Origin of the sequence: Streptomyces sp. OZ13 (assembly GCF_052068155.1) — a bacterium.
GTDB lineage: Bacteria > Actinomycetota > Actinomycetes > Streptomycetales > Streptomycetaceae > Streptomyces.
Map to the genome: position 1 here is coordinate 355,335 of NZ_JBQHCZ010000003.1, position 20,153 is coordinate 375,487.

The following is a 20,153-nucleotide window of genomic DNA, read 5'->3' on the forward strand; positions in this document are numbered from 1 at the left end:
TCACGTTACGCACCGGGGCCTCACACGGGGGACCCGGCCGCGGCGAACTGCGCCGCGTGGAGCCGGGCGTACGCGCCGCCGCGGCCCAGCAGTTCGTCGTGCGTGCCCTGCTCGACGATCCTGCCGGCGTCCATCACCAGGATCACGTCGGCGTCCCGGACGGTGGAGAGCCGGTGCGCGATGACGAAGCTGGTACGGCCCCGGCGCAGCGAGGACATGGCGCGCTGGATGAGCACCTCGGTGCGGGTGTCGACGGAACTGGTGGCCTCGTCGAGCACGAGGATCGACGGTTCGGTGAGGAAGGCGCGGGCGATGGTGAGGAGTTGCTTCTCGCCCGCGCTCAGGCCCGCGCCCTCCTCGTCGACGACGGTGTCGTAGCCGTCGGGCAGGGTGCGGATGAACCGGTCGGCGTGGGTGGCCGTCGCCGCGGCGACGATCTGCTCGCGGGACACCTTCCCGGGCACGCCGTAGGCGATGTTGTCGGCGATCGTGCCCCCGAACAGCCAGGTGTCCTGGAGCACCATCCCGATACCGGAACGCAGTTCGTCGCGGGAAATTTCCCTGATGTCGACCCCGTCGAGCAGGATGCGGCCGCCGGTGACCTCGTAGAACCGCATGAGCAGGTTGACCAGTGTGGTCTTGCCCGCGCCGGTCGGGCCGACGATGGCGACGGTCCGGCCCGGCTCGACGTCGAGCGACAGGTCCTCGATCAGCGGCTCCGCGGGGTGGTAGCGGAAGGCCGCCTTCTCGAAGGACACATGGCCGGCGGGCCGTCCCGCCTCCGGCCGGGCCGGCCCCGGTCCGGCCGGCGCCGGAGACTCCTCCTCCGCGTCCAGCAGGTCGAAGACCCGCTCGGCGGAGGCGACGCCCGACTGGAGGAGGTTGGCCATCGCGGCGACCTGGTTGATGGGGCCGTTGAACTCGTAGGAGTACTGCACGAAGGCCTGTACGTCGCCGATCGACAGCGACCCGGAGGCCACCCGCAGCCCGCCGGCGACGGCGATCAGCACATAGTTGAGGTTGCCGACGAATCCGAGCGCGGGCTGGATGAGGCCGGACATCACCTGGGCGCGCAGGCTCGACGCGTACAGCTGCTCGCCCAGCTCGTCGAAGGTCTCCACGGCCTGCTTCCCGCGGCCGAAGGAGCGGACCTCCGCGTGGCCGGTGAACATCTCCTCGACGTGGGCGTTCAGCCGGCCCGTCACCGACCACTGCCGGACGAACTGCGGCTGGGCCCGCCTGCCGATGAGGGTCGCCACGTACACGGACAGCGGCACCGTCGCGAGGGCGACCAGGGCCAGCAGCGGCGAGATCCAGAACATCATCGCCAGGACGCCGGCGATGGTGAGCACCGCCCGCACCATCTGGCTGAAGGCCTGCTGCATGGTCTGCGTGATGTTGTCGATGTCGTTGGTGGTGCGGCTGAGCACCTCCCCGCGGGGCTGCTTGTCGAAGTACGACAGGGGCAGCCGCGACAGCTTCGTGCCCGCCTCCTCGCGCAGCCGGTGGCCGACGCGCTGCACGACGGTCATCGCCAGCCGCATCTGGAGCAGCGTCGTGGCGGAGGAGACGGCGACCAGGGCGAGCACGAGGGCCAGCACCTCCGCGACGGCCCCGAAGTCGACCCCGTCCGGGCCGGCCGCGCCGTCGACGACGAGGTCGGTGGCGTGGCCGAGGAGTTTGGGGGCGAGTACGGAGAGGGCGACGGCGGCCGCGCCGGCGGCGAGGACGCCGACGACCAGGGGGCGTTCCGGTGCGGTCATGCGCAGTAGCCGCAGTCCGGAGTCCCGGAAGTGGAGGGAGCGTTCCAGCGAGGGGGAGCCGATGCGTCCGGGGCCGCGCTGCTGCCCTGCCGGGCCGCGGCGCTCCGGTGTGGTGCCGCTCATGCGGCTTCCTCCTCGGTGAGCTGGGAGAGCACGATCTCCCGGTAGGTGGGGTTGTCCCGCATGAGTTCGTCGTGGGTGCCGGTGCCGGCGACCCGGCCCTTCTCCAGGACGACGATCCGGTCGGCGCCGCGGACGGTGGACACGCGCTGGGCGACCATGACGACGGCGGCGTCGGCGGTCTCCTCGGCCAGGGCCCGGCGCAGTGCCGCGTCGGTGGCGTTGTCGAGGGCGGAGAAGGAGTCGTCGAAGAGGTAGACGTCGGGCCTGGCCACCAGGACCCGGGCGATGGCGAGGCGCTGGCGCTGTCCTCCCGACAGGTTGGCGCCGCCCTGTGAGACGGGGGCGTCGAGGCCGTCGCCGAGCCGGCGCACGAAGTCCGCGGCCTGGGCGACCTCGAGGGCGTGCCAGAGCTCCTCCTCCGTCGCGTCCGGCTTCCCGTACCGCAGGTTGGAGGCGACGGTCCCGGAGAAGAGGTACGGCTTCTGGGCGACGAGTCCGACGGTGCGGGACAGCAGCGCCGGGTCGAGGTCCCGTACGTCCACCTCCCCGACCCGGACGTCGCCGCCGGTCGCGTCGAACAGCCGCGCGGCGAGGCCGAGCAGGGTCGTCTTGCCGCTGCCGGTGGAGCCGATGACGGCGGTGACCCGGCCGGGGCGGGCGGTGAGGTCCACGGATCTGAGGACGGGCTCCTCGGCGCCCGGGTAGCTGAAGTCGACGCCGCGCAGCCGCAGTTCGCCCCTTCCACGCAGCCGGTGCACGGGGGCGACGGGCGGCAGGACGCTCGGCCGTGTGCCGAGGATCTCCTTGATGCGTTCCGCGCTGACCTCGGCGCGCGGCAGATGCATCATGAGGAACAGGCCCATCATCACGGACATCAGGATCTGCGTCAGATAGCCGAGGAAGGCGACGATCGAGCCGGCCTGGAGGGAGCCCGAGTCGAGCCGGTGGCCGCCGGTCCAGATGACGGCGACGGTGGCGATCTCCCAGACGATCAGAACGGTCGGGAACATCAGGGTCTGCAGCCGGCCGGCCCGCAGCCCGGTCTCCAGGAGGGCGTCGTTGGCCTCGGCGAACCGCCGCTGCTCGTGCCGGTCCCGTACGAAGGCGCGGATGACACGGATGCCGGTGATCTGTTCCCGCATCACCCGGTTGACCACGTCGATCCGTTCCTGCATGGAGCGGAAGACCGGCGGCAGGCGGCGCACGATCAGTCCGACGGACAGCGCGAGCACCGGGACGAACAGCAGCAGGAGCATCGCGAGCGGCACGTCCTGGGACAGGGCCATGGCGATACCGCCCACGCACATCAGGGGCGAGGCGACCAGCATGGTCAGGATCAGCAGCGAGAACGTCTGCACCTGCTGCACGTCGTTGGTGGTGCGGGTGATCAGGGACGAGGCGCCGAAGCGCCCGATGTCGCGCACGGACAGGTCCTGGACATGGCCGAAGACGGTGGAGCGCAGGTCGCGGCCGATGCCCATCGCGATCCGGGCGGCGCAGTACACGGCGGCGCCGGCGGCGGCCACCTGGAGGACCGTGACGGCCAGCATCACGGCGCCGGTGCCGATGACGTGTCCGGTGTCGCCGCGCAGCACACCGTTGTTGATGATGTCGGCGTTGAGAGTGGGCAGGTAGAGGGTGGCCACGGACTGGATCAGCTGGAGGAGGACGACCAGCGCGATCAGCCGGCGGTAGGGGCCCAGGCGGGCGGTCAGCAGGCTCAGCAGCACGGCCGGCCCTCAGCTCGCGTAGGGGCGGACGGACTTGGCGGACCGCAGCGCCTCGGCCCACCAGGAGAGCTGGTCGAGCATGGTCTTGGCGGCGGCGTCGGGGGCGGCGGGGTCGCGGTGGTTGCCCTCGTCGTCGAAGTGGGCGCCCGCGTTGTGGAAGGACACCGTGTCGCGGACGGTGACGGCGTGCAGCTCGGCGAAGACCTGGCGCAGCTGCTCGACCGCGCGCAGGCCGCCGGAGATGCCGCCGTAGGAGACGAAGCCGACGGGCTTGGCCTGCCATTCGCCGAAGTGCCGGTCGATGACGTTCTTGAGGCCGGCGGGGAAGGAGTGGTTGTACTCGGGGGTGATGACGACGAAGGCGTCGGCCGCGGCCAGCTTCGGGGTGAGTTTGACCAGCTCGGCCCGCACTTCGGGCGAGGGCGAGTAGGAGAGGGCGGTGGGGAGGTCGGCGTCGGCGAGGTCGACGACGTCGACGGTGAAGTCCTCGCGCCGAGCGGCACGGGAGAGGAACCAGTTGGCGACGGTGGGTCCGAAGCGGCCGTCGCGGTTGCTGCCGATGATGACGGCGAGCTTCAGCGGGGAGGGACGGTCGGACGAGGTGTCAGGCGTGTTGATGTCCATGCGGAGCAGCCTGCTACCTCAAGTTTGGTTGAGGTCAAGCAGCTCCGGCGATCAATCGTGCGGACGGCCCGCGGGACACCGGACCGAATGAGGACCGGCGGCCTTGTCACCCGTTCGGCACGACGCGCCCGACCACTCCCCCAGGCGCCGCTCCACTGGCCGCGACCTGCGGCGATGCGGCCTGTCCAGAGCGACACGCGGTTTCGGCCGAGGGAAACTGATTAACCATCAGCAGGCGTGGCGGGCCGGGTGCCTCTTACCTCGGAGAAGACGAGACACGCACCACCCCGCGCTTCCGGAGGACCCATGCGCACCACCGCCCGCCTGCTGACCGGCATAGCGATGGGGCTCGCCACGACCGGGTTCGCCGCCCATGGGGCGTACGCCGGAGACTTCGGAGAGCTCGAGGTGCACCCGTCGCCCGCCACCCCCGGCACGAAGATCACCGTGAACACCACGGCCTGCGGCAAGGACGGCCACGGAGTCGGCGACGCCAGGTCGCTGGGCGCCGGCGAGTTCAAGCTGTGGCCCGGCACGCACAAGGAGGTCACGGTGGGCCGGTTCACGGTCCCCGAGGACACCAGGCCGGGCGCGTACGGCATCGAGGTGCGCTGCAAGAACGGCAAGAAGGCCACCGGCGACCTCGAGGTGCGTCACCGCGAGCCGAGCGGGCATGTCAGAACAGGCGTCGGCGGCAGCGTGGGCCCCGACACCACCCAGATCGCGGCGGGCGCGGTGGTACTCACCGCGGCCGCTGTGGGCGGAACGCTCCTTCTGCGCCGCCGGGCGAGCGGCGCGCAGAGAGGCTGACGGACCGGTACCCCCACCGTTCCTCGTCCCGCCGGATCCCCCGCTCCCGTCAGGCCTCGAGCCGACGGGGGCGGGGCGACGTTCCGGGGCTGCCGGTCGCGTCCGGCCGCCCACGACCGAACCCCCATGTCCCGTACGGACGGCCGGCCCGGGCGCCGCCCGGCCCGCATCCGGCCGCACCCGTGGCGAGCGAAGCCGGAGGACCGATGAGCGCTCAGGACAGCACCGTGCTCAGGGCCAAGGGCTGGGCCGTGGCCGCCGCCGTCTGCGCCGGGCTGTGGCTGGTCCACAACGGCATGAGCGACACCACCCCGCCCGTCCCCTCCGCCGCGCAGGCCTTCGCCGCCGGCCCGAACCAGCACACGGACGCCGCCGCCGACCCGCTGCCGCCCTCGGAGCCGGTCCGGCTGCGCATTCCGCAGATCGAAGTCGACGCCCCCGTCATGGGCCTCGGCCTCGCCCGCGACGGCAGCCTCGACGTCCCGCCGGCCACCGACCGCAACCTGGCCGGGTGGTACGAGGGCGGGACCACCCCGGGCGCCAAGGGCACGGCGATCGTGGCCGGCCATGTCGACAACGCACAGGGGCCCGCCGTCCTCTACAGCCTCGGCGCCCTGAAGAAGGGCCACCGGATCGAGGTGCTCCGCGCGGACGGCCGTACCGCGGTCTTCACGATCGACGCGATCGAGGTGCACAAGGCCGACGCCTTCCCGGACAAGCAGGTCTACGCGCCCGCCGACCGGGCCGAGCTCCGGGTGATCACCTGCGGCGGCGGCTTCTCGGAGAAGACCGGCTACCGGGGCAACGTGGTCGCCTACGGGCACCTCATCGGCGTCCGGGACAGCGACGCCCGAAGACAGTAGCCATGGACATAGTAGCTATGTACTGTATCTCTCCATGAGCACAGCACCCAAGGGCCCCACGCCCGGCTACCTGGTCTGGCGTCTTTCCACGAAGTGGCGCGTCGCGGTCGATCGCGCGGTCGCTCCCCTGGGACTGACTCACGCGCAGTACACCCTGATCGCCTCGCTGCACGGCATGCGGCGGTCCGGGGACCGACCCAGCCAGCGGCAACTCGCCGACCACACAGGCCTGGAACCGCTCTACGTCTCCAAGCTGGCCCGCGCCCTCGAGTCGTCGGGACTCGTACAACGCACACCCGACCCCGCCGACACCAGGGCCGTACAGCTCTCGCTCACCCCCGCGGGGGAGGAGAAGGCCCGCCGCGCCGTCGCGGAGGTCCATACCCTGCTCGACCGGCTGCTGGCCCCGCTCGGCGGGCTCGACGCACCCCGCACGCAGGCGCTGACGCGGGAGCTGCGGCTGCTGCTCGACACACCGCTCGACGCACCCGCCGACGCCATCGAGGACACGTCCACGACACCCGAGGAGTGACCATGTCGTCCACCACGCCGATCCTGCTCAACAGTCAGCTCATCGGCCGCGCCCACTACGCGGCCCGCGCCCTGCTCGACCGTGAGCTGAACCGCACCGGCACCACCTTCCACCAGTCGATGGCGCTGAACGCGACCGCCGCCGAGGGCGGCACCGCCGAAACGAGCCGGATCGTGGAACTGCTGACGGCCACCCTGAAGATCGACGGGACCACGGCCGGCGACACCGTGGCCGAGCTGCTGGCCACCGAGCTGCTCGAGCCGCTGGAGCCGCTGCCGGGTCATGGCCCGCGGGTCGCGCTGACCGAGGCCGGCCGCGCCGAGCAGAGCCGGCTGGCCGCGGTCGCCACGGAGTTCGGACCGCTGGTGTACGGCGGGATCCCGGAAGCGGACCTGGCCGTCGCGGGCCGGGTGCTGACCGAGGTCATCGCACGGGCGAACGCCGCGTACGAGCGGACCGCCGACCGGTACTGACCCGCGTCACGCCGTCCACTGGTCGAAGCCGAGCTTCGCGACCAGCGAGAAGACGACGACGAGCAGCACCCCGCGGACGAACTCACTGCCCTTGCGGAGCGCCATCCGGGCCCCGAACATGCCGCCCGCCAGATTGAAGACGGCCATCAGCGCGGCCAGCTGCCACAGCACGGTGCCCTGGTAGGCGAACATCGCCAGCGCGCCGCCGTTGGTGCACACGTTCACGATCTTCGCCGTGGCGGACGCGGTCACCAGGTCCAGATGAAGCACCGCAGTGAGCGCCAGCACCAGGAACGTGCCGGTGCCGGGCCCGAAGAGACCGTCGTAGAAGCCGATACCGCCGCCGACGAGCACGATCGCCACGACGGTACGGGTACGGGTGACGCGGCGCTTGTCCGCGCCGGCCGCCGCGCCGAACGACGGGCGCAGCATCACGAACGCGGCCACGCCGAGCAGCACGACCATGATCACCGGGCGGAGCACGTCGCTGCTGATGCCCGCCGCGAAGAAGGCGCCGCCCATCGATCCCGCGAGCGCGGCGAGCCCGATCCGCACCGCGGTCTTCACCTGTACCGGCGCCTTGCGCACATAGGTGATCGCGGCACCCGACGTGCCGACGATGGCGACCGCCTTGTTCGTTCCGAGGACATGGGCGGCGGGCACCTGCGGCAGGCCGAGCAGCAACGCCGGCAGCAGCAGCAGACCGCCGCCGCCCACGACGGCATCGATCCAGCCGGCTGCGGCGGCGGCGAGACAGAGGAGGACGAGCGTGGTCAGGGATATGTCGGGCACGGCGTGAGCCTATGGAGGGGGTGCGGTGTCAGTCCAACGATCAACGAAGTCTTGAGCGTGACATGAGGTTGGGCGGGGGGTTGCCGCTGCGCGGGGCCGTTTCCCCACCCCGCCCCTTCCCGCTGTATCGATGTGCGGCTCCGCCGCGTGGGGGCTCCGCCCGGACCCGTACCGCGCTTCGCGCGGTGCCCTCAAGCTCCCCCTACGGCGTGGCGGCCGTGGGAGGTGCCCCCAGGCGGGCTGGATTTCGCTCCGCGAAAATCAGCCCCGCCGGCGATTGAGGCGCGGGGGTCCGGGGGCAGAGCCCCCGGTTTCGGGAAGGGGCGGGGTGGGGAACAGCCCGCCGCAGGCGCAACCCGCCCGGACCCGGCGCCTCACAGGCACCCCACGGCGGCGCTGAGCGCAGCGTTCCCCACGGGAAACAGAAGGGAACCTGCCGGGTAACACCGCCGACGCACGCTGCTTGCATGACTTCGGAGATCGTGGTGATCGGCGGCGGGACGGCAGGCGCGCGGCTCGCGCGTCAGCTCGGCGCGGGCGCCCGCGTCACGGTCCTCGGCGAGGAGACGCACGCGCCCTACAACCGGGTGCTGCTCGCGGAGGTGCTCGCGGGGCGCTATGGCCCCGAGGTGATCGCGCTGCCCGAGGTGCCGGTGCGCCGCAGTGTGCGGGCGACCGCCGTCGACCGGGACCGGCGGATCGTGCACTGCGCGGACGGCACGTCCGTGGCATACGACCGCCTGGTGCTGGCGACCGGTTCCAACCCGGTGCTGCCTCCGCTGCGCGGACTCGGTCCCGGACTCCCCGACGGCGTCCACCCCTTCCGCACCCTCGACGACTGCGCGGCGCTGTCCGCCGCGGTCGGACCGGGGACGCGGGCGGTGGTCGTCGGCGGCGGGCTGCTGGGGGTCTCCGCGGCCCGCGCGCTGGCCACCCGGGGCGCGAAGGTGGTGCTGGCCCAGCAGGGCGAGCACCTCATGGAGCGTCAGCTGGACACCTCCGCCTCCGCGCTGCTGCGGGCGCACCTGGAGCTCCTCGGCGTCGAGGTGCACACCGAGTGCCGGGTGCGCGGTCTGCGGACCACCGCCGACGGGGCCGTCGGCGCCGTGGTCCTGGCCGACGGCTTCGCGCTGGACGCCGAGATCGTGGTGCTGGCCTGCGGGGTGCGTCCCCGTGTCGGTCTGGCGGTCGACGCCGGGCTCGAGGTGCGCCGCGGCATCGTCGTCGACGACGAACTGCGCACGTCCGACCCGTACATCCACGCCATCGGCGACTGCGCCGAGCACGACGGCGTCGTGCACGGGCTGGCGGGCCCGGCGCTGGAGCAGGCCGATGTGCTGGCCGGGGTGCTCCGCGCCGAGGGCGCCCGCTACACCGGCACCCGGGCACTGACCCGGCTCACGCTCGCCTCCACGACGAGTCCGTTCGACCTGGCCGCTTTCGGCGACCCGACCCCCCGCCCGGGGGACGACGTCGTCCAGCTCGCCGACGCCACCCGGGGCGCGTACCGCAAGGTCGTCGTCCGCGGGGACCGGCTCGTCGGCGGCGTACTGCTCGGGGATCTCGCCTCCGTCGGCGCGCTCGCCCGGGCCTGGGAGGGCGACGAGGCCCTGCCGGACTCCCTCCCCCTGCTCCACCTGCTCACCGATGATGGAGGCCTCTGACATGGCTGCGAAGTCCACTCCCGCGACCACTCCCACGATCGTGGTCGTCGGCCACGGAATGGTCGGCCAGCGGTTCCTGGAGGCCCTCGCCGAGCGCGGCGTCACCGAGCGGGCACGCGTCGTGGTGCTGTGCGAGGAGCCCCGTCCCGCCTATGACCGGGTGCGTCTGACCTCGTACTTCTCCGGGAACACGCCGGACGACCTGTCGATGGTCGAGGACGGTTTCATGGCGGAGCACGGCATCGAGCTCCACCTGGACGATCCCGCGGAGACCATCGACACGACCACGCGCACCGTCACCTCGCGTGCCGGCCTCCGTCTGACGTACGACACGCTGGTGATGGCCACCGGCTCGTACCCGTTCGTGCCGCCGGTGCCGGGCAAGGACGCGGAGGGGTGCTTCGTCTACCGCACCATCGAGGACCTCCTCGCGATCGAGGAGTACGCGAAGACGGCACGCGTAGGCGCGGTCGTCGGTGGCGGTCTGCTCGGTCTGGAGGCGGCGGGCGCGCTCAAGGGCCTCGGTCTGGAGACGCACGTCGTCGAGTTCGCGCCGCGGCTGATGCCGGTGCAGGTCGACGAGGGCGGCGGCGCGGCGCTGCTGCGCACGATCGAGAACATGGGCCTCTCGGTGCACACCGGCGTCGGTACCCAGGAGGTCCTCGCCGGCGAGACCGGCGCCGTCAACGGCATGGCGCTGTCCGACGGTTCGACGCTCGCCACCGACCTGGTGGTCTTCTCGGCGGGCGTACGGCCCCGGGACCAGCTCGCCCGTGAGGCCGGGCTCGCGGTCGGCGAGCGCGGCGGCATCATCGTGGACGAGCAGTGCCGCACCTCCGACCCGGCGGTCTTCGCGATCGGCGAGTGCGCGCTGGCCTCGGACGGACGGGTGTACGGCCTGGTGGCCCCCGGCTACGAGATGGCCGAGGCGGTGGCGGACGTGATCGACGGCGGCACGCGGTCCTTCACCGGCGCCGACACCTCGACGAAGCTGAAGCTGCTCGGCGTGGACGTGGCCTCGTTCGGCGACGCGCACGGCGCGGCCGACGGATGCCTGGACGTCGTGTACTCGGACTCGCGCGCCGGCGTCTACAAGAAGCTGGTCGTCGACGGGGAGGGCACGCTGCTCGGCGGCATCCTCGTCGGTGACGCCGAGTCGTACGGCACCCTGCGGGCGCTGACCGGCAGTGTGCCGCCCGTCTCCCCGGAGCAGCTGGTGCTGCCCGCCGGGGCCGGCGCGCCGGCCGCGCTGGGGCCGGCGTCGCTGCCCGACGAGGCCGTGATCTGCTCCTGCCACAACGTCACCAAGGGCACGATCCGCGGTGCGGTGACCGAGCACTCCTGCACGACCGTGCCGGAGGTCAAGAAGTGCACCAAGGCCGGTACCGGCTGCGGCAGTTGCGTCAAGGTGCTCGGCCAGCTCGTCAACGCCGAGCTGGAGGCGTCCGGCGTCGAGGTGGACAAGGGGCTGTGCGGCTGCTTCGGGCAGACCCGCCAGGAGCTGTACGAGATCGTCCGCGCCCTGCGCGTCACCTCGTACCAGCAGCTGCTGGACTCGCACGGCCGGGAGGCGGCCCGCGGCGGCAACGGCTGCGAGATCTGCAAGCCGACCGTCGGTTCGATCATCGCCTCACTGGCGCCCACGATCGGAGCGAGCGGCTATGTGCTGGAGGGCGAGCAGGCGGCGCTCCAGGACACCAACGACCACTTCCTCGCCAATCTGCAGAAGAACGGCTCGTACTCGATCGTGCCGCGCATCCCCGGCGGGGAGATCACCCCGGAGAAGCTGATCGTCATCGGCGAGGTGGCCCGCGACTTCGGCCTCTACACGAAGATCACCGGTGGTCAGCGGATCGACCTGTTCGGTGCGCGGGTGGACCAACTGCCGCAGATCTGGGCCCGGCTGGTGGACGCGGGCTTCGAGTCCGGCCACGCGTACGGCAAGGCGCTGCGGACCGTGAAGTCCTGCGTGGGACAGACGTGGTGCCGCTACGGCGTCCAGGACTCGGTGCGGATGGCGATCGACCTGGAGCTGCGCTACCGGGGACTGCGCTCGCCGCACAAGCTGAAGTCGGCGGTCTCCGGCTGCCAGCGCGAGTGCGCGGAGGCCCAGTCCAAGGACTTCGGCGTGATCGCCACGGCCAACGGCTGGAACCTGTACGTGGGCGGCAACGGCGGCGCGACCCCGCGCCACGCGGACCTGCTCGCCCAGGACCTGTCCGACGCCGAACTGGTGCGTCTGATCGACCGGTTCCTGATGTTCTACATCCGCACCGCCGACCGGCTGGAGCGCACCTCGACCTGGCTGGAGCGCATCGAGGGCGGCCTGGACCACGTACGGGACGTGGTCGTGCACGACTCCCTCGGGATCTGCGCCGAGCTGGAGTCGCTGATGGCCGACCACGTGGCCGGCTACCGCGACGAGTGGGCCGAGACGCTGAACGACCCCGAGCGGCTGCTGCGTTTCGTGTCGTTCGTCAACGCGCCCGACACCCCGGACCCGACGGTGAAGTTCGTGCCCGAGCGGGACCAGGTCAAGCCCGATCTGCCGCTGCTGTCCATCCGTTCGCTCGAAGAGACCCTGGAAGGTGCCGCCCGATGACCGCGACGACCCTCGCCCCCGCCACGACGGAGGTCCTGATCCAGCTCCGGCCCGCCGACGAGTGGCTCGCTGTGTGCCCCCTGTCCCGGCTCACCCCGGGTCGCGGAGTGGCCGCCCTGCTGCCGGACGGCCGCCAGGTCGCGCTGTTCCTGGACCGCGACGGCGTCCCGTACGCGATCGACAACCGTGACCCGTTCACCGGCGCGCAGGTCCTCGCGCGCGGTCTGGTCGGCTCCGCGGCCGGACGGCCGTTCGTCGCCTCGCCGCTGCTCAAGCAGCGCTTCGATCTGTCGACCGGGCGCTGCCTGGACGACGAGTCGGTGGCGGTGGCGGCCTACGAGGTACGGGTGGCCTGAGCCTCCCGTACCACTCCACCCGACTCCGCTCACGCGTCGTCTGTCACTGCCCTGACCTTCGCGACGCGTGAGCGGCCGGACTCCCCGGCGACGGCGGACGCGGCGTCACTCGCCCTCCGCCGTCGCCTCCTGCATCGCCTCGACGTCCATCCAGACGACCTCCCACAGGTGGTGGTCGGGGTCCTGGAAGGAACGCCCGTACATGAAGCCGTAGTCCTGGGGGTCGTTGGACGGCGAGCCGCCGGCGGCGAGGGCGGCGTCCACCAGCTCGTCGACCTTCTCACGGCTGTCGGCGCTCAGCGCGAGGATGACCTCCGTGCTGGTGGCGGCGTCGGCGATGTCCTTCTTGGTGAAGTCCTTGAAGCGCGCCTCGGTCAGCAGCATCGCGAAGACGGTGTCGCTGAAGACCAGGCAGGCCGCGCTCTCGTCGGTGAACTGCGGGTTGAAGGAGTAGCCCAGCTTGCCCCAGAAGGCCTTGCTGGCCTCGAGGTCCTTCACGGGCAGGTTCACGAAGATCATCTGAGCCATGACTGTCTCTTTCCCATTCGGTGCCCCGCGGCGCTGCGCGGTGCGGTGCTGTCCGGTGCGTTCGAGGTGCTGTCCGGTGTGTTCGAAGGGGTAGACGGACGGGCCGGCCGTGACTCATCGGTCCGGGGCAGGGGAATTTTTCTTGGAGCACGACCGCCGCGGCCATCCCGCGTTGCACCGGGCGTCACCCACCCGCCCTAGGTTCCTTCACCGCGCGACCCCGTGGCGCCGGCCGGTGCCGCGGGGCAGTCATCCCACCCTGGAGTGACAAGTGGAACGTCGCAGCTTCCTGCGCGGAGCCGTCGTCGGTACATCGGCGGCGGCCTTCGGCTTCACGCTGTGGCAGGGCGCCGCCTCCGCGGCCCCCGCCCAGCCCGGCCCCGGCCCCTACGGGGCGCTCGGCCCGGCGGACGCGAACGGCATCCAGCTGCCTGCCGGCTTCACCAGCCGAGTGATCGCCCGATCCGGCCAGCGGGTCGGCACCACCTCGTACACCTGGCACAACGCCCCTGACGGCGGGGCCTGCTACAGCGACGGCACGGGCTGGATCTACGTGTCGAACTCGGAGATCAACCCCTCCGGCGGGGCGAGCGCGGTGCGCTTCTCCTCGACGGGCGCGATCACCGGCGCCTATCGGATCCTGTCGAACACACGGCAGAACTGCGCGGGCGGCAAGACGCCCTGGAACACCTGGCTGTCCTGCGAGGAGGTCAGCCTCGGCTTCGTCTACGAGGCCGACCCCTACGGCGTCAACGCGTCGGTGCAGCGCCCGGCCATGGGCCGCTTCAAGCACGAGGCGGCGGCGGCCGACCCGGTGCGCAAGGTGATCTACCTGACCGAGGACGAGTCCAACGGCTGCCTGTACCGGTTCGTCCCCACCACCTGGGGCAACCTGTCCTCCGGCACCCTCCAGGTGCTGAGGGCCGGCACCGCCACCTCCGGCAGCTTCACCTGGGCCAATGTGCCGGACCCCGACGGCTCTCCCACCCTCACCCGTGACCAGGTCTCGGGCGCGAAGAGGTTCAACGGCGGCGAGGGCTGCCACTACGCCAACGACACCGTGTGGTTCACCACCAAGGGCGACAACCGCCTCTGGCAGCTGAACCTCCTGACGAACACCTACGAGCTCGCCTACGACGACTCGCTCGTCACCGGCACCGCGCCGCTCACGGGCGTCGACAACGTCACCGGCACCACTTCCGGCGACCTGTTCGTCGCGGAGGACGGCGGCAACATGGAAATCTGTGTGATCACTCCGGCCGACGTCGTCGCGCCCTTCCTCCGGGTGAACGGCCAGTCCTCCTCGGAGATCTGCGGCCCGGCCTTCTCCCCCGACGGCACCCGCCTGTACTTCTCCAGCCAGCGCGGCACCACCGGCAGTTCGTCGGGCGGCATCACCTACGAGGTGAAGGGGCCGTTCCGCGCATAGCGAGCTCGGGCTCCGGTGTGGCGCCGCCGCGCAGCAGGGCGGCGCCCAGCGGGGTGAGCGTATGCAGTACCGCGTTGCCGTGGCGCAGGGTCACGACCAGGCCGGCCTCCCGCAGTACGGCGGCGTGCTGGCTCGCGGAGGCCAGCGACACGCCGGCCCTGCGGGCCAGTTCGCTGGTCGTGCAGCCGCCGCGGACGGCTTGGAGGATCGCGGAGCGCGTATGCCCCACGAGCCGCCCGAGCGAGGCGCCCGTCACGTCTCCCGCGGCCTGCTCGCAGCTGTGCGAGACCGGGTAGACGAGCACCGGCGGCAGTGACGTGTCCCGCAGGACCACCGGTGTCCCCCGGCAGAAGAACGACGGCTGGAGCAGCAGTCCGCGCCCGTCCAGGCGCAGTTCACGGTCGACGGGATAGTCGGCCTCGAGGACCGGTGAGCGCCAGCGCAGCACCGGCGGCAGGGAGGCGAGGAGCTCGCCCGCGCCGCCGTCGAGGAGCGCGCGGCCGCGCACGGCGCGGTCGGCCTCCACCCGGCCCTGGATATGGGTCCAGTAGGGCTCCACGGCCGCGTGGTAGTACGCCCGCAGGGCGGCGACGAGCCGGGCGACGGACTCGGCCCGGCCTTCCGCGAGGGACGCCAGCCGGCCGGGCAGGGAGCGCAGCGGCGAGCGGTGGGCGGCGGCGAGAGCCACCTCGGTGTGCAGCCGCGCCGGGGATGTGGCCCGCAGCGCCTCGAGGCCCGTGTCGAGCCCTTCACTGCCCTCCGCGGGGGTGAGGAAATCCGGGAAATAGCCCCGCTGCGGAACGAGCGCGGAGAGCAGTCGTGTTTCACCTTTCAACCGCGTTCGTGCTTGGGAACGCCATTCCCCGAAGACCAGAGCGCCCCTTCGGTCCCGCAATCGGTGAAAACTGAGAATCGATTCCCACAACGCGTCGGGCCTGGCGGCCATCCGCACGCGCGCCAGATCGTCCGCATTGAAATGAATACGAAGCACCGAACCCCCACTGTTGCAACCGCAATCGCCCCCATCACTGAGTATGCATGCAATCACAGGTTGTTACCACGGTGTTTCAGCCACAGTTGAAACGCCTCGCGGGTCCTGGGGGGCAACCGAAAAGCTGTACGACGTCGGGCATGAAACCTACTTCACCGATGTGACGCAGCGAGGACCGTGGGGGGCTTTGCGCGTCCGGCGGCGGTGATGGAGGTTGCGGCTCCGTGTCCGGCACGGGTAATGGAGCGCGGTCGGCGGGTGGGGATCCGCCGGCCGCGCTCCGTCCGTTGTATCCGGCGCGAAAGAGAAGAAATTTGTTTGGATGTCAATCAGCGAAGGTTGACTGATCCGCGATTCAACTGACTTCCGGTTCAACAAGGGCGGAGCGCTTTCGTTCGGCACGTGCCCCCCGGGCATGCAGGAGGGGCGGGCGCCCCGCACAGGCGCCCGCCCCTTCTCTGTGGATCCGGAGCCGTCACCGGGTAGCCGGTGAGGGTCGGGGTACCGGGCTCCGGGGTTCGTGCCCCGGCCCCGGTGACGACCCCGGAGTCTGTTGCTCCCTGGCGGGAGCGTGGTCCCTAGCGGGAGTCGCTGCCCGTCGTACGGACCGCCGCGGCGCGGCCCGCCTCCAGACGCGCCACCGGGATGCGGAACGGCGAGCAGGACACGTAGTCCAGGCCCACCTCGTGGAAGAAGTGCACCGACTCGGGGTCGCCGCCGTGCTCACCGCAGACGCCGAGCTTGAGGTCGGGACGGGTGGCCCGGCCGGCCTCCACCGCGTTACGGACGAGCGAGCCGACGCCGTCCTTGTCGATGGTCTCGAACGGGGAGACCCCGAAGATGCCCTTCTCCAGGTACGCGGTGAAGAAGCTGGCCTCCACGTCGTCGCGGGAGAAGCCCCACACGGTCTGGGTGAGGTCGTTGGTGCCGAAGGAGAAGAACTCGGCGGCCTCCGCGATCTGCCCGGCCGTCAGCGCGGCGCGCGGCAGCTCGATCATCGTGCCGAGCGCCAGCTTCAGGTCGATACCGGTCTGCTGCCGCACCTCGGCGATGACCTGCTCGGCCTCCTCGCGGACGATCTCCAGCTCCTGGACGGTGCCGACGAGCGGGATCATGATCTCGGCGCGCGGGTCGCCCTTGGCCTCGATGCGCTGAGCCGCGGCCTCGGCGATCGCCCGCACCTGCATGGTGAACAGGCCGGGGATGACGAGCCCGAGGCGTACGCCGCGCAGACCCAGCATCGGGTTCTGCTCGTGCAGCCGGTGCACTGCCTGGAGCAGGCGCAGGTCGTTCTCGTTGTGGTCCTTGCGGGCCTCGGCGAGGGCGACGCGCACCGACAGCTCGGTGATGTCCGGCAGGAACTCGTGCAGCGGCGGGTCGAGCAGACGCACCGTCACCGGCAGGCCGTCCATCGCCTCGAACAGCTCGACGAAGTCCTGCTTCTGCTGCGGCAGCAGCGCCCGGAGGGCCTCCTCGCGCTCGTCGTCGGTGTCCGCGAGGATCAGCTTCTCGACCATCTCGCGGCGCTCGCCGAGGAACATGTGCTCGGTGCGGCACAGGCCGATGCCCTGGGCGCCGAAGCGGCGGGCGCGCAGGGCGTCCTCGGCGTTGTCGGCGTTGGCCCGTACGCGCAGCCGGCGTACCCGGTCCGCGTAGGCCATGATCCGGTGGACGGCCTGGACCAGTTCGTCGGCGTCGTCGGCGCCGGCGTGCATGCGGCCCTCGAAGTACTCGACGACCGGGGAGGGCACGACGGGCACCTCACCCTTGTAGACCTTGCCGGTCGAGCCGTCGATGGAGACGACGTCGCCCTCCTCGATGACGGTGCCGTTCACCGTCATCCGGCGGCGCTTGGTGTCGACCTCGAGCTCCTCGGCGCCGCAGACACAGGTCTTGCCCATGCCGCGGGCGACGACGGCGGCGTGCGAGGTCTTGCCGCCGCGGGAGGTCAGGATGCCCTGGGCGGCGATCATGCCGTCCAGGTCGTCCGGGTTGGTCTCGCGGCGGATCAGGATGACCTTCTCGCCGGAGCGCGACCACTTGACCGCGGTGTAGGAGTCGAAGACGGCCTTGCCGACGGCCGCGCCCGGGGAGGCGGCGATGCCGCGCCCGAGCAGCTCGGTCTTCGCCTGGTCGTCGAAGCGCGGGAACATCAGCTGGGCGAGCTGTGCGCCGTTGACGCGCTGGAGCGCCTCGGCCTCGTCGATGAGGCCCTGGTCGACGAGCTGGGTGGCGATGCGGAAGGCGGCGCCGGCGGTCCGCTTGCCGACCCGGGTCTGGAGCATCCACAGCTGGCCGCGCTCGATGGTGAACTCGATGTCGCAGAGATCCTTGTAGTGGTTCTCCAGCGTCTCCATGATCTGCATCAGCTGGTCGTACGACTTCTTGTCGATCGACTCGAGGTCGGCCAGCGGCACGGTGTTGCGGATACCGGCGACGACGTCCTCGCCCTGGGCGTTCTGCAGGTAGTCGCCGTAGACGCCCTGGTGGCCGGAGGCGGGGTCGCGGGTGAAGGCGACGCCGGTGCCGGAGTCGGGGCCGAGGTTGCCGAAGACCATGGAGCAGATGTTGACGGCCGTGCCGAGGTCGCCGGGGATGCGCTCCTGGCGGCGGTAGAGCTTGGCCCGGTCGGTGTTCCAGGACTCGAAGACCGAGCAGATCGCGAGGTCCATCTGCTCGCGCGGGTCCTGCGGGAAGTCGCGGCCGGCCTCGGTCTTGACGATCTTCTTGAACTGCTTGACGAGCTTCTTCAGGTCGGCGGCGTCGAGGTCGGTGTCGACGGTGACCTTCTTGGCGGCCTTGGCCTCTTCGAGGGCGTCCTCGAAGAGTTCGCCGTCGACGCCCAGCACGGTCTTGCCGAACATCTGGATGAGGCGGCGGTAGGAGTCCCACGCGAAGCGCTCGTCGCCGGCCTGCTGGGCGAGGCCCGCGACCGACTCGTCGGAGAGGCCGATGTTGAGGACGGTGTCCATCATGCCCGGCATGGAGAACTTGGCGCCCGAACGTACGGAGACCAGAAGGGGGTTGTCGGCCTGACCGAGCTTCTTGCCCATCTTCTGCTCAAGGGCGTCGAGGTGCGCACTCACCTCGTCGCGCAGCTCGGCCGGCTCGTCGCCGCTCTCGAGGTACACCTTGCAGGCCTCGGTGGTGATGGTGAAGCCCGGAGGGACCGGCAGACCGAGGTTGGTCATCTCGGCGAGGTTCGCACCTTTTCCGCCGAGGAGGTCCTTGAGCTCTTTGTTGCCCTCGGTGAAGTCGTAGACGAACTTCTGATCTTTGTTTTCCGACACGGGTCTCGACTCCTCGAGGACTCGGTGGCTGCCCTGACGGCGAGGAACATACCCAGATCGAAGGCGTCTGGGTACGTCCACTTGCCCGTCATACGGCCTTAACCACTCGTCCGCCAGCAGATCGAAAGTGCTTCGCGGCGAGGGAGGTGTAGACCCTTCACTTCAACTCCTGAAGGAATGATCACTTCACGCGTTCACTCGAACGCCGAATGGCTACACAGAGTCACAAGTCACTCCATGCCTCAAAAGCCAAAAGGGTGGCACTCAGTGCCACCCTTTGAGAGGTGCAGCCGCCCCGATTTCGCTCATCTGAGCGCACCCCCTATCAGGGGTGGCGAGAATCACGCCCTCCGAGGCGCCGGAATTCCATCATCCGGACCACCTCCGCCGCCGGTCAGCCACCGGAAGTGTCCAGCTCGGCGTCCGCGCCGACGCCCGCGCAGTCGTACGGATCCTTCAGCCAGCCGTCCGGCAGAACCACCCGGTTGTTGCCCGACGTGCGCCCGCGGGGGCCGTCCGCGCCCGCCGGCCACGGCTGGTCCAGATCCAGCTCGCTCAACTGAGCGCCCAGCTCGTCCAGCGACGAGGTGATCGCGAGCTTCTTGCGCATCTCGGAGCCGACGGCGAAACCCTTCAGGTACCAGGCCACGTGCTTACGGAAGTCGACCACCCCGCGCGACTCGTCCCCGATCCACTCCCCCAGCAGCGTCGCGTGCCGCAGCATCACGTCGGCGACCTGGCGCAGCGTGGGCCGCGCGTAGTCGTCGCGGCCCTCGAAGGCCGCCACCAGGTCCGCGAACAGCCACGGCCGGCCCAGGCACCCGCGGCCCACGACCACGCCGTCGCAGCCGGTCTCGCGCACCATCCGCAGGGCGTCGTCCGCGGACCAGATGTCGCCGTTGCCGAGCACCGGGATCTCGGGGACGTGTTCCTTGAGGCGGGCGATCGCGTCCCAGTCCGCCGTGCCGCCGTAGTGCTGTGCCGCCGTGCGCCCGTGCAGGGCGATGGCCGTGACGCCCTCCTCGACCGCGATCCGGCCCGCGTCGAGGTAGGTGATGTGGTCGTCGTCGATGCCCTTGCGCATCTTCATGGTGACCGGCAGGCCGCCCGCGTTGGAGACCGCCTCGTGCAGGATCGCGCGCAGCAGGGGCCGCTTGAACGGGAGGGCGGAGCCGCCGCCCTTGCGGGTGACCTTGGGGACGGGGCAGCCGAAGTTCAGGTCGATGTGGTCGGCCAGGTCCTCGTCCACGATCATCCGAACGGCCTTGCCGACGGTGACGGGATCCACCCCGTACAGCTGGATCGAGCGCGGTGTCTCGGTCGCGTCGAAGTGGATGAGCTGCATCGTCTTCTCGTTGCGCTCGACGAGGGCCCGCGTCGTGATCATCTCGCTGACGAACAGGCCCTTCCCTCCGCTGAACTCCCGGCACAACGTCCGGAAGGGCGCGTTCGTGATGCCGGCCATGGGAGCGAGGACGACCGGCGGCTGCACGGCGTGCGGGCCGATCCGGAGCATGTTCGAGGAAGCGGGGGCGAGCGTGGTCATTCGCCCATTGTCCCGCACTGCCGGGACGGTCGGTCAG

At 71.0% G+C, this 20,153-nt stretch carries 16 protein-coding genes; 8 read left to right on the forward strand and 8 right to left on the reverse strand.

What is annotated here, in order from left to right:
• Positions 1-20: 20 nt before the first annotated feature.
• From ACTMTU_RS08685 to ACTMTU_RS08695, 3 genes are read right to left on the reverse strand one after another with little or no spacing between them, the layout of a single operon-like run.
• A complete protein-coding gene (locus tag ACTMTU_RS08685) occupies positions 21-1,886 on the reverse strand; it encodes an ABC transporter ATP-binding protein (RefSeq protein ID WP_441262892.1) in 1,866 nt (621 codons plus the stop codon).
• Positions 1,883-3,616 (reverse strand): ABC transporter ATP-binding protein, encoded by a 1,734-nt coding sequence (locus tag ACTMTU_RS08690; protein ID WP_441262893.1) that lies wholly within the window; start codon positions 3,614-3,616, stop codon positions 1,883-1,885. Before ACTMTU_RS08690 ends, ACTMTU_RS08685 begins: the two co-directional genes overlap by 4 nt.
• Before the next feature lie 9 nt (positions 3,617-3,625).
• The gene (locus tag ACTMTU_RS08695; protein WP_441262894.1) at positions 3,626-4,240 is read right to left on the reverse strand and encodes an NADPH-dependent FMN reductase; all 615 of its coding nucleotides are present in this window, start codon (positions 4,238-4,240) and stop codon (positions 3,626-3,628) included.
• 306 nt (positions 4,241-4,546) lie between these two features.
• On the opposite strand from ACTMTU_RS08695, the gene ACTMTU_RS08700 reads away from it, so the two are divergent.
• The 4 genes from ACTMTU_RS08700 to ACTMTU_RS08715 all read left to right on the forward strand — a co-directional run bounded on the left by ACTMTU_RS08700 (position 4,547) and on the right by ACTMTU_RS08715 (position 6,918).
• Entirely contained in the window at positions 4,547-5,050 is a 504-nt protein-coding gene (locus tag ACTMTU_RS08700; protein WP_441262895.1) for a hypothetical protein, read from the forward strand.
• A 206-nt stretch (positions 5,051-5,256) separates the two neighbouring features.
• Positions 5,257-5,913, forward strand: coding sequence for a class F sortase (locus ACTMTU_RS08705; protein ID WP_441262896.1), 657 nt, complete (start codon positions 5,257-5,259; stop codon positions 5,911-5,913).
• Positions 5,914-5,947: 34 nt separating this feature from the next.
• Positions 5,948-6,445 (forward strand): MarR family winged helix-turn-helix transcriptional regulator, encoded by a 498-nt coding sequence (locus ACTMTU_RS08710; protein WP_441262897.1) that lies wholly within the window; start codon positions 5,948-5,950, stop codon positions 6,443-6,445.
• A 2-nt stretch (positions 6,446-6,447) separates the two neighbouring features.
• Positions 6,448-6,918 (forward strand): hypothetical protein, encoded by a 471-nt coding sequence (locus tag ACTMTU_RS08715; RefSeq protein WP_441262898.1) that lies wholly within the window; start codon positions 6,448-6,450, stop codon positions 6,916-6,918.
• A 6-nt stretch (positions 6,919-6,924) separates the two neighbouring features.
• On the opposite strand, the gene ACTMTU_RS08720 is transcribed toward ACTMTU_RS08715, so the two are convergent.
• The gene (locus tag ACTMTU_RS08720; protein WP_441262899.1) at positions 6,925-7,710 is read right to left on the reverse strand and encodes a sulfite exporter TauE/SafE family protein; all 786 of its coding nucleotides are present in this window, start codon (positions 7,708-7,710) and stop codon (positions 6,925-6,927) included.
• 467 nt (positions 7,711-8,177) lie between these two features.
• Here ACTMTU_RS08720 and ACTMTU_RS08725 point away from each other — a divergent pair, with 467 nt between their 5' ends.
• From ACTMTU_RS08725 to nirD, 3 genes are read left to right on the forward strand one after another with little or no spacing between them, the layout of a single operon-like run.
• Complete coding sequence (locus ACTMTU_RS08725) at positions 8,178-9,374, forward strand: NAD(P)/FAD-dependent oxidoreductase (protein WP_441262900.1); 1,197 nt, start codon at positions 8,178-8,180, stop codon at positions 9,372-9,374.
• The gene (nirB, locus tag ACTMTU_RS08730; protein WP_441263165.1) at positions 9,361-11,976 is read left to right on the forward strand and encodes a nitrite reductase large subunit NirB; all 2,616 of its coding nucleotides are present in this window, start codon (positions 9,361-9,363) and stop codon (positions 11,974-11,976) included. Before ACTMTU_RS08725 ends, nirB begins: the two co-directional genes overlap by 14 nt.
• Positions 11,973-12,332, forward strand: coding sequence for a nitrite reductase small subunit NirD (nirD, locus tag ACTMTU_RS08735; RefSeq protein WP_360038525.1), 360 nt, complete (start codon positions 11,973-11,975; stop codon positions 12,330-12,332). The genes nirB and nirD overlap by 4 nt, the downstream gene beginning before the upstream one ends.
• 105 nt (positions 12,333-12,437) lie before the next feature.
• On the opposite strand, the gene ACTMTU_RS08740 is transcribed toward nirD, so the two are convergent.
• Entirely contained in the window at positions 12,438-12,860 is a 423-nt protein-coding gene (locus tag ACTMTU_RS08740) for a VOC family protein (protein WP_441262901.1), read from the reverse strand.
• 271 nt (positions 12,861-13,131) lie between these two features.
• Between ACTMTU_RS08740 and ACTMTU_RS08745 the strand changes: the two genes are divergently transcribed.
• Positions 13,132-14,289 carry an alkaline phosphatase PhoX gene (locus ACTMTU_RS08745; protein WP_441262902.1) on the forward strand — a complete coding sequence of 386 codons (1,158 nt, stop codon included), beginning with the start codon at positions 13,132-13,134 and terminating at the stop codon, positions 14,287-14,289.
• Here ACTMTU_RS08745 and ACTMTU_RS08750 read toward each other — a convergent pair.
• The 3 genes from ACTMTU_RS08750 to dusB form a co-directional block, all read right to left on the reverse strand.
• Positions 14,255-15,280, reverse strand: a complete 1,026-nt coding sequence (locus ACTMTU_RS08750) for an ArsR/SmtB family transcription factor (protein WP_441262903.1) — start codon at positions 15,278-15,280, stop codon at positions 14,255-14,257. The two genes, ACTMTU_RS08745 and ACTMTU_RS08750, sit on opposite strands and share 35 nt — an antisense overlap.
• A gap of 578 nt (positions 15,281-15,858) precedes the next feature.
• Positions 15,859-18,570 carry a pyruvate, phosphate dikinase gene (gene ppdK, locus ACTMTU_RS08755; RefSeq protein ID WP_441262904.1) on the reverse strand — a complete coding sequence of 904 codons (2,712 nt, stop codon included), beginning with the start codon at positions 18,568-18,570 and terminating at the stop codon, positions 15,859-15,861.
• 394 nt (positions 18,571-18,964) lie between these two features.
• Positions 18,965-20,116, reverse strand: coding sequence for a tRNA dihydrouridine synthase DusB (gene dusB / locus ACTMTU_RS08760; protein WP_441262905.1), 1,152 nt, complete (start codon positions 20,114-20,116; stop codon positions 18,965-18,967).
• Positions 20,117-20,153: the final 37 nt, after the last annotated feature.

What these genes read in the sequence shown, in the direction of transcription:
- ACTMTU_RS08685 (WP_441262892.1), bottom strand. Translation starts at nt 1,886, where the DNA reads ATGAGCGGCACCACACCGGAGCGCCGCGGCCCGGCAGGGCAGCAGCGC.
- ACTMTU_RS08695 (WP_441262894.1), bottom strand. Translation starts at nt 4,240, where the DNA reads ATGGACATCAACACGCCTGACACCTCGTCCGACCGTCCCTCCCCGCTG.
- ACTMTU_RS08700 (WP_441262895.1), top strand. Translation starts at nt 4,547, where the DNA reads ATGCGCACCACCGCCCGCCTGCTGACCGGCATAGCGATGGGGCTCGCC.
- ACTMTU_RS08705 (WP_441262896.1), top strand. Translation starts at nt 5,257, where the DNA reads ATGAGCGCTCAGGACAGCACCGTGCTCAGGGCCAAGGGCTGGGCCGTG.
- ACTMTU_RS08710 (WP_441262897.1), top strand. Translation starts at nt 5,948, where the DNA reads ATGAGCACAGCACCCAAGGGCCCCACGCCCGGCTACCTGGTCTGGCGT.
- ACTMTU_RS08715 (WP_441262898.1), top strand. Translation starts at nt 6,448, where the DNA reads ATGTCGTCCACCACGCCGATCCTGCTCAACAGTCAGCTCATCGGCCGC.
- ACTMTU_RS08725 (WP_441262900.1), top strand. Translation starts at nt 8,178, where the DNA reads ATGACTTCGGAGATCGTGGTGATCGGCGGCGGGACGGCAGGCGCGCGG.
- nirB (WP_441263165.1), top strand. Translation starts at nt 9,361, where the DNA reads ATGGAGGCCTCTGACATGGCTGCGAAGTCCACTCCCGCGACCACTCCC.
- nirD (WP_360038525.1), top strand. Translation starts at nt 11,973, where the DNA reads ATGACCGCGACGACCCTCGCCCCCGCCACGACGGAGGTCCTGATCCAG.
- ACTMTU_RS08740 (WP_441262901.1), bottom strand. Translation starts at nt 12,860, where the DNA reads ATGGCTCAGATGATCTTCGTGAACCTGCCCGTGAAGGACCTCGAGGCC.
- dusB (WP_441262905.1), bottom strand. Translation starts at nt 20,116, where the DNA reads ATGACCACGCTCGCCCCCGCTTCCTCGAACATGCTCCGGATCGGCCCG.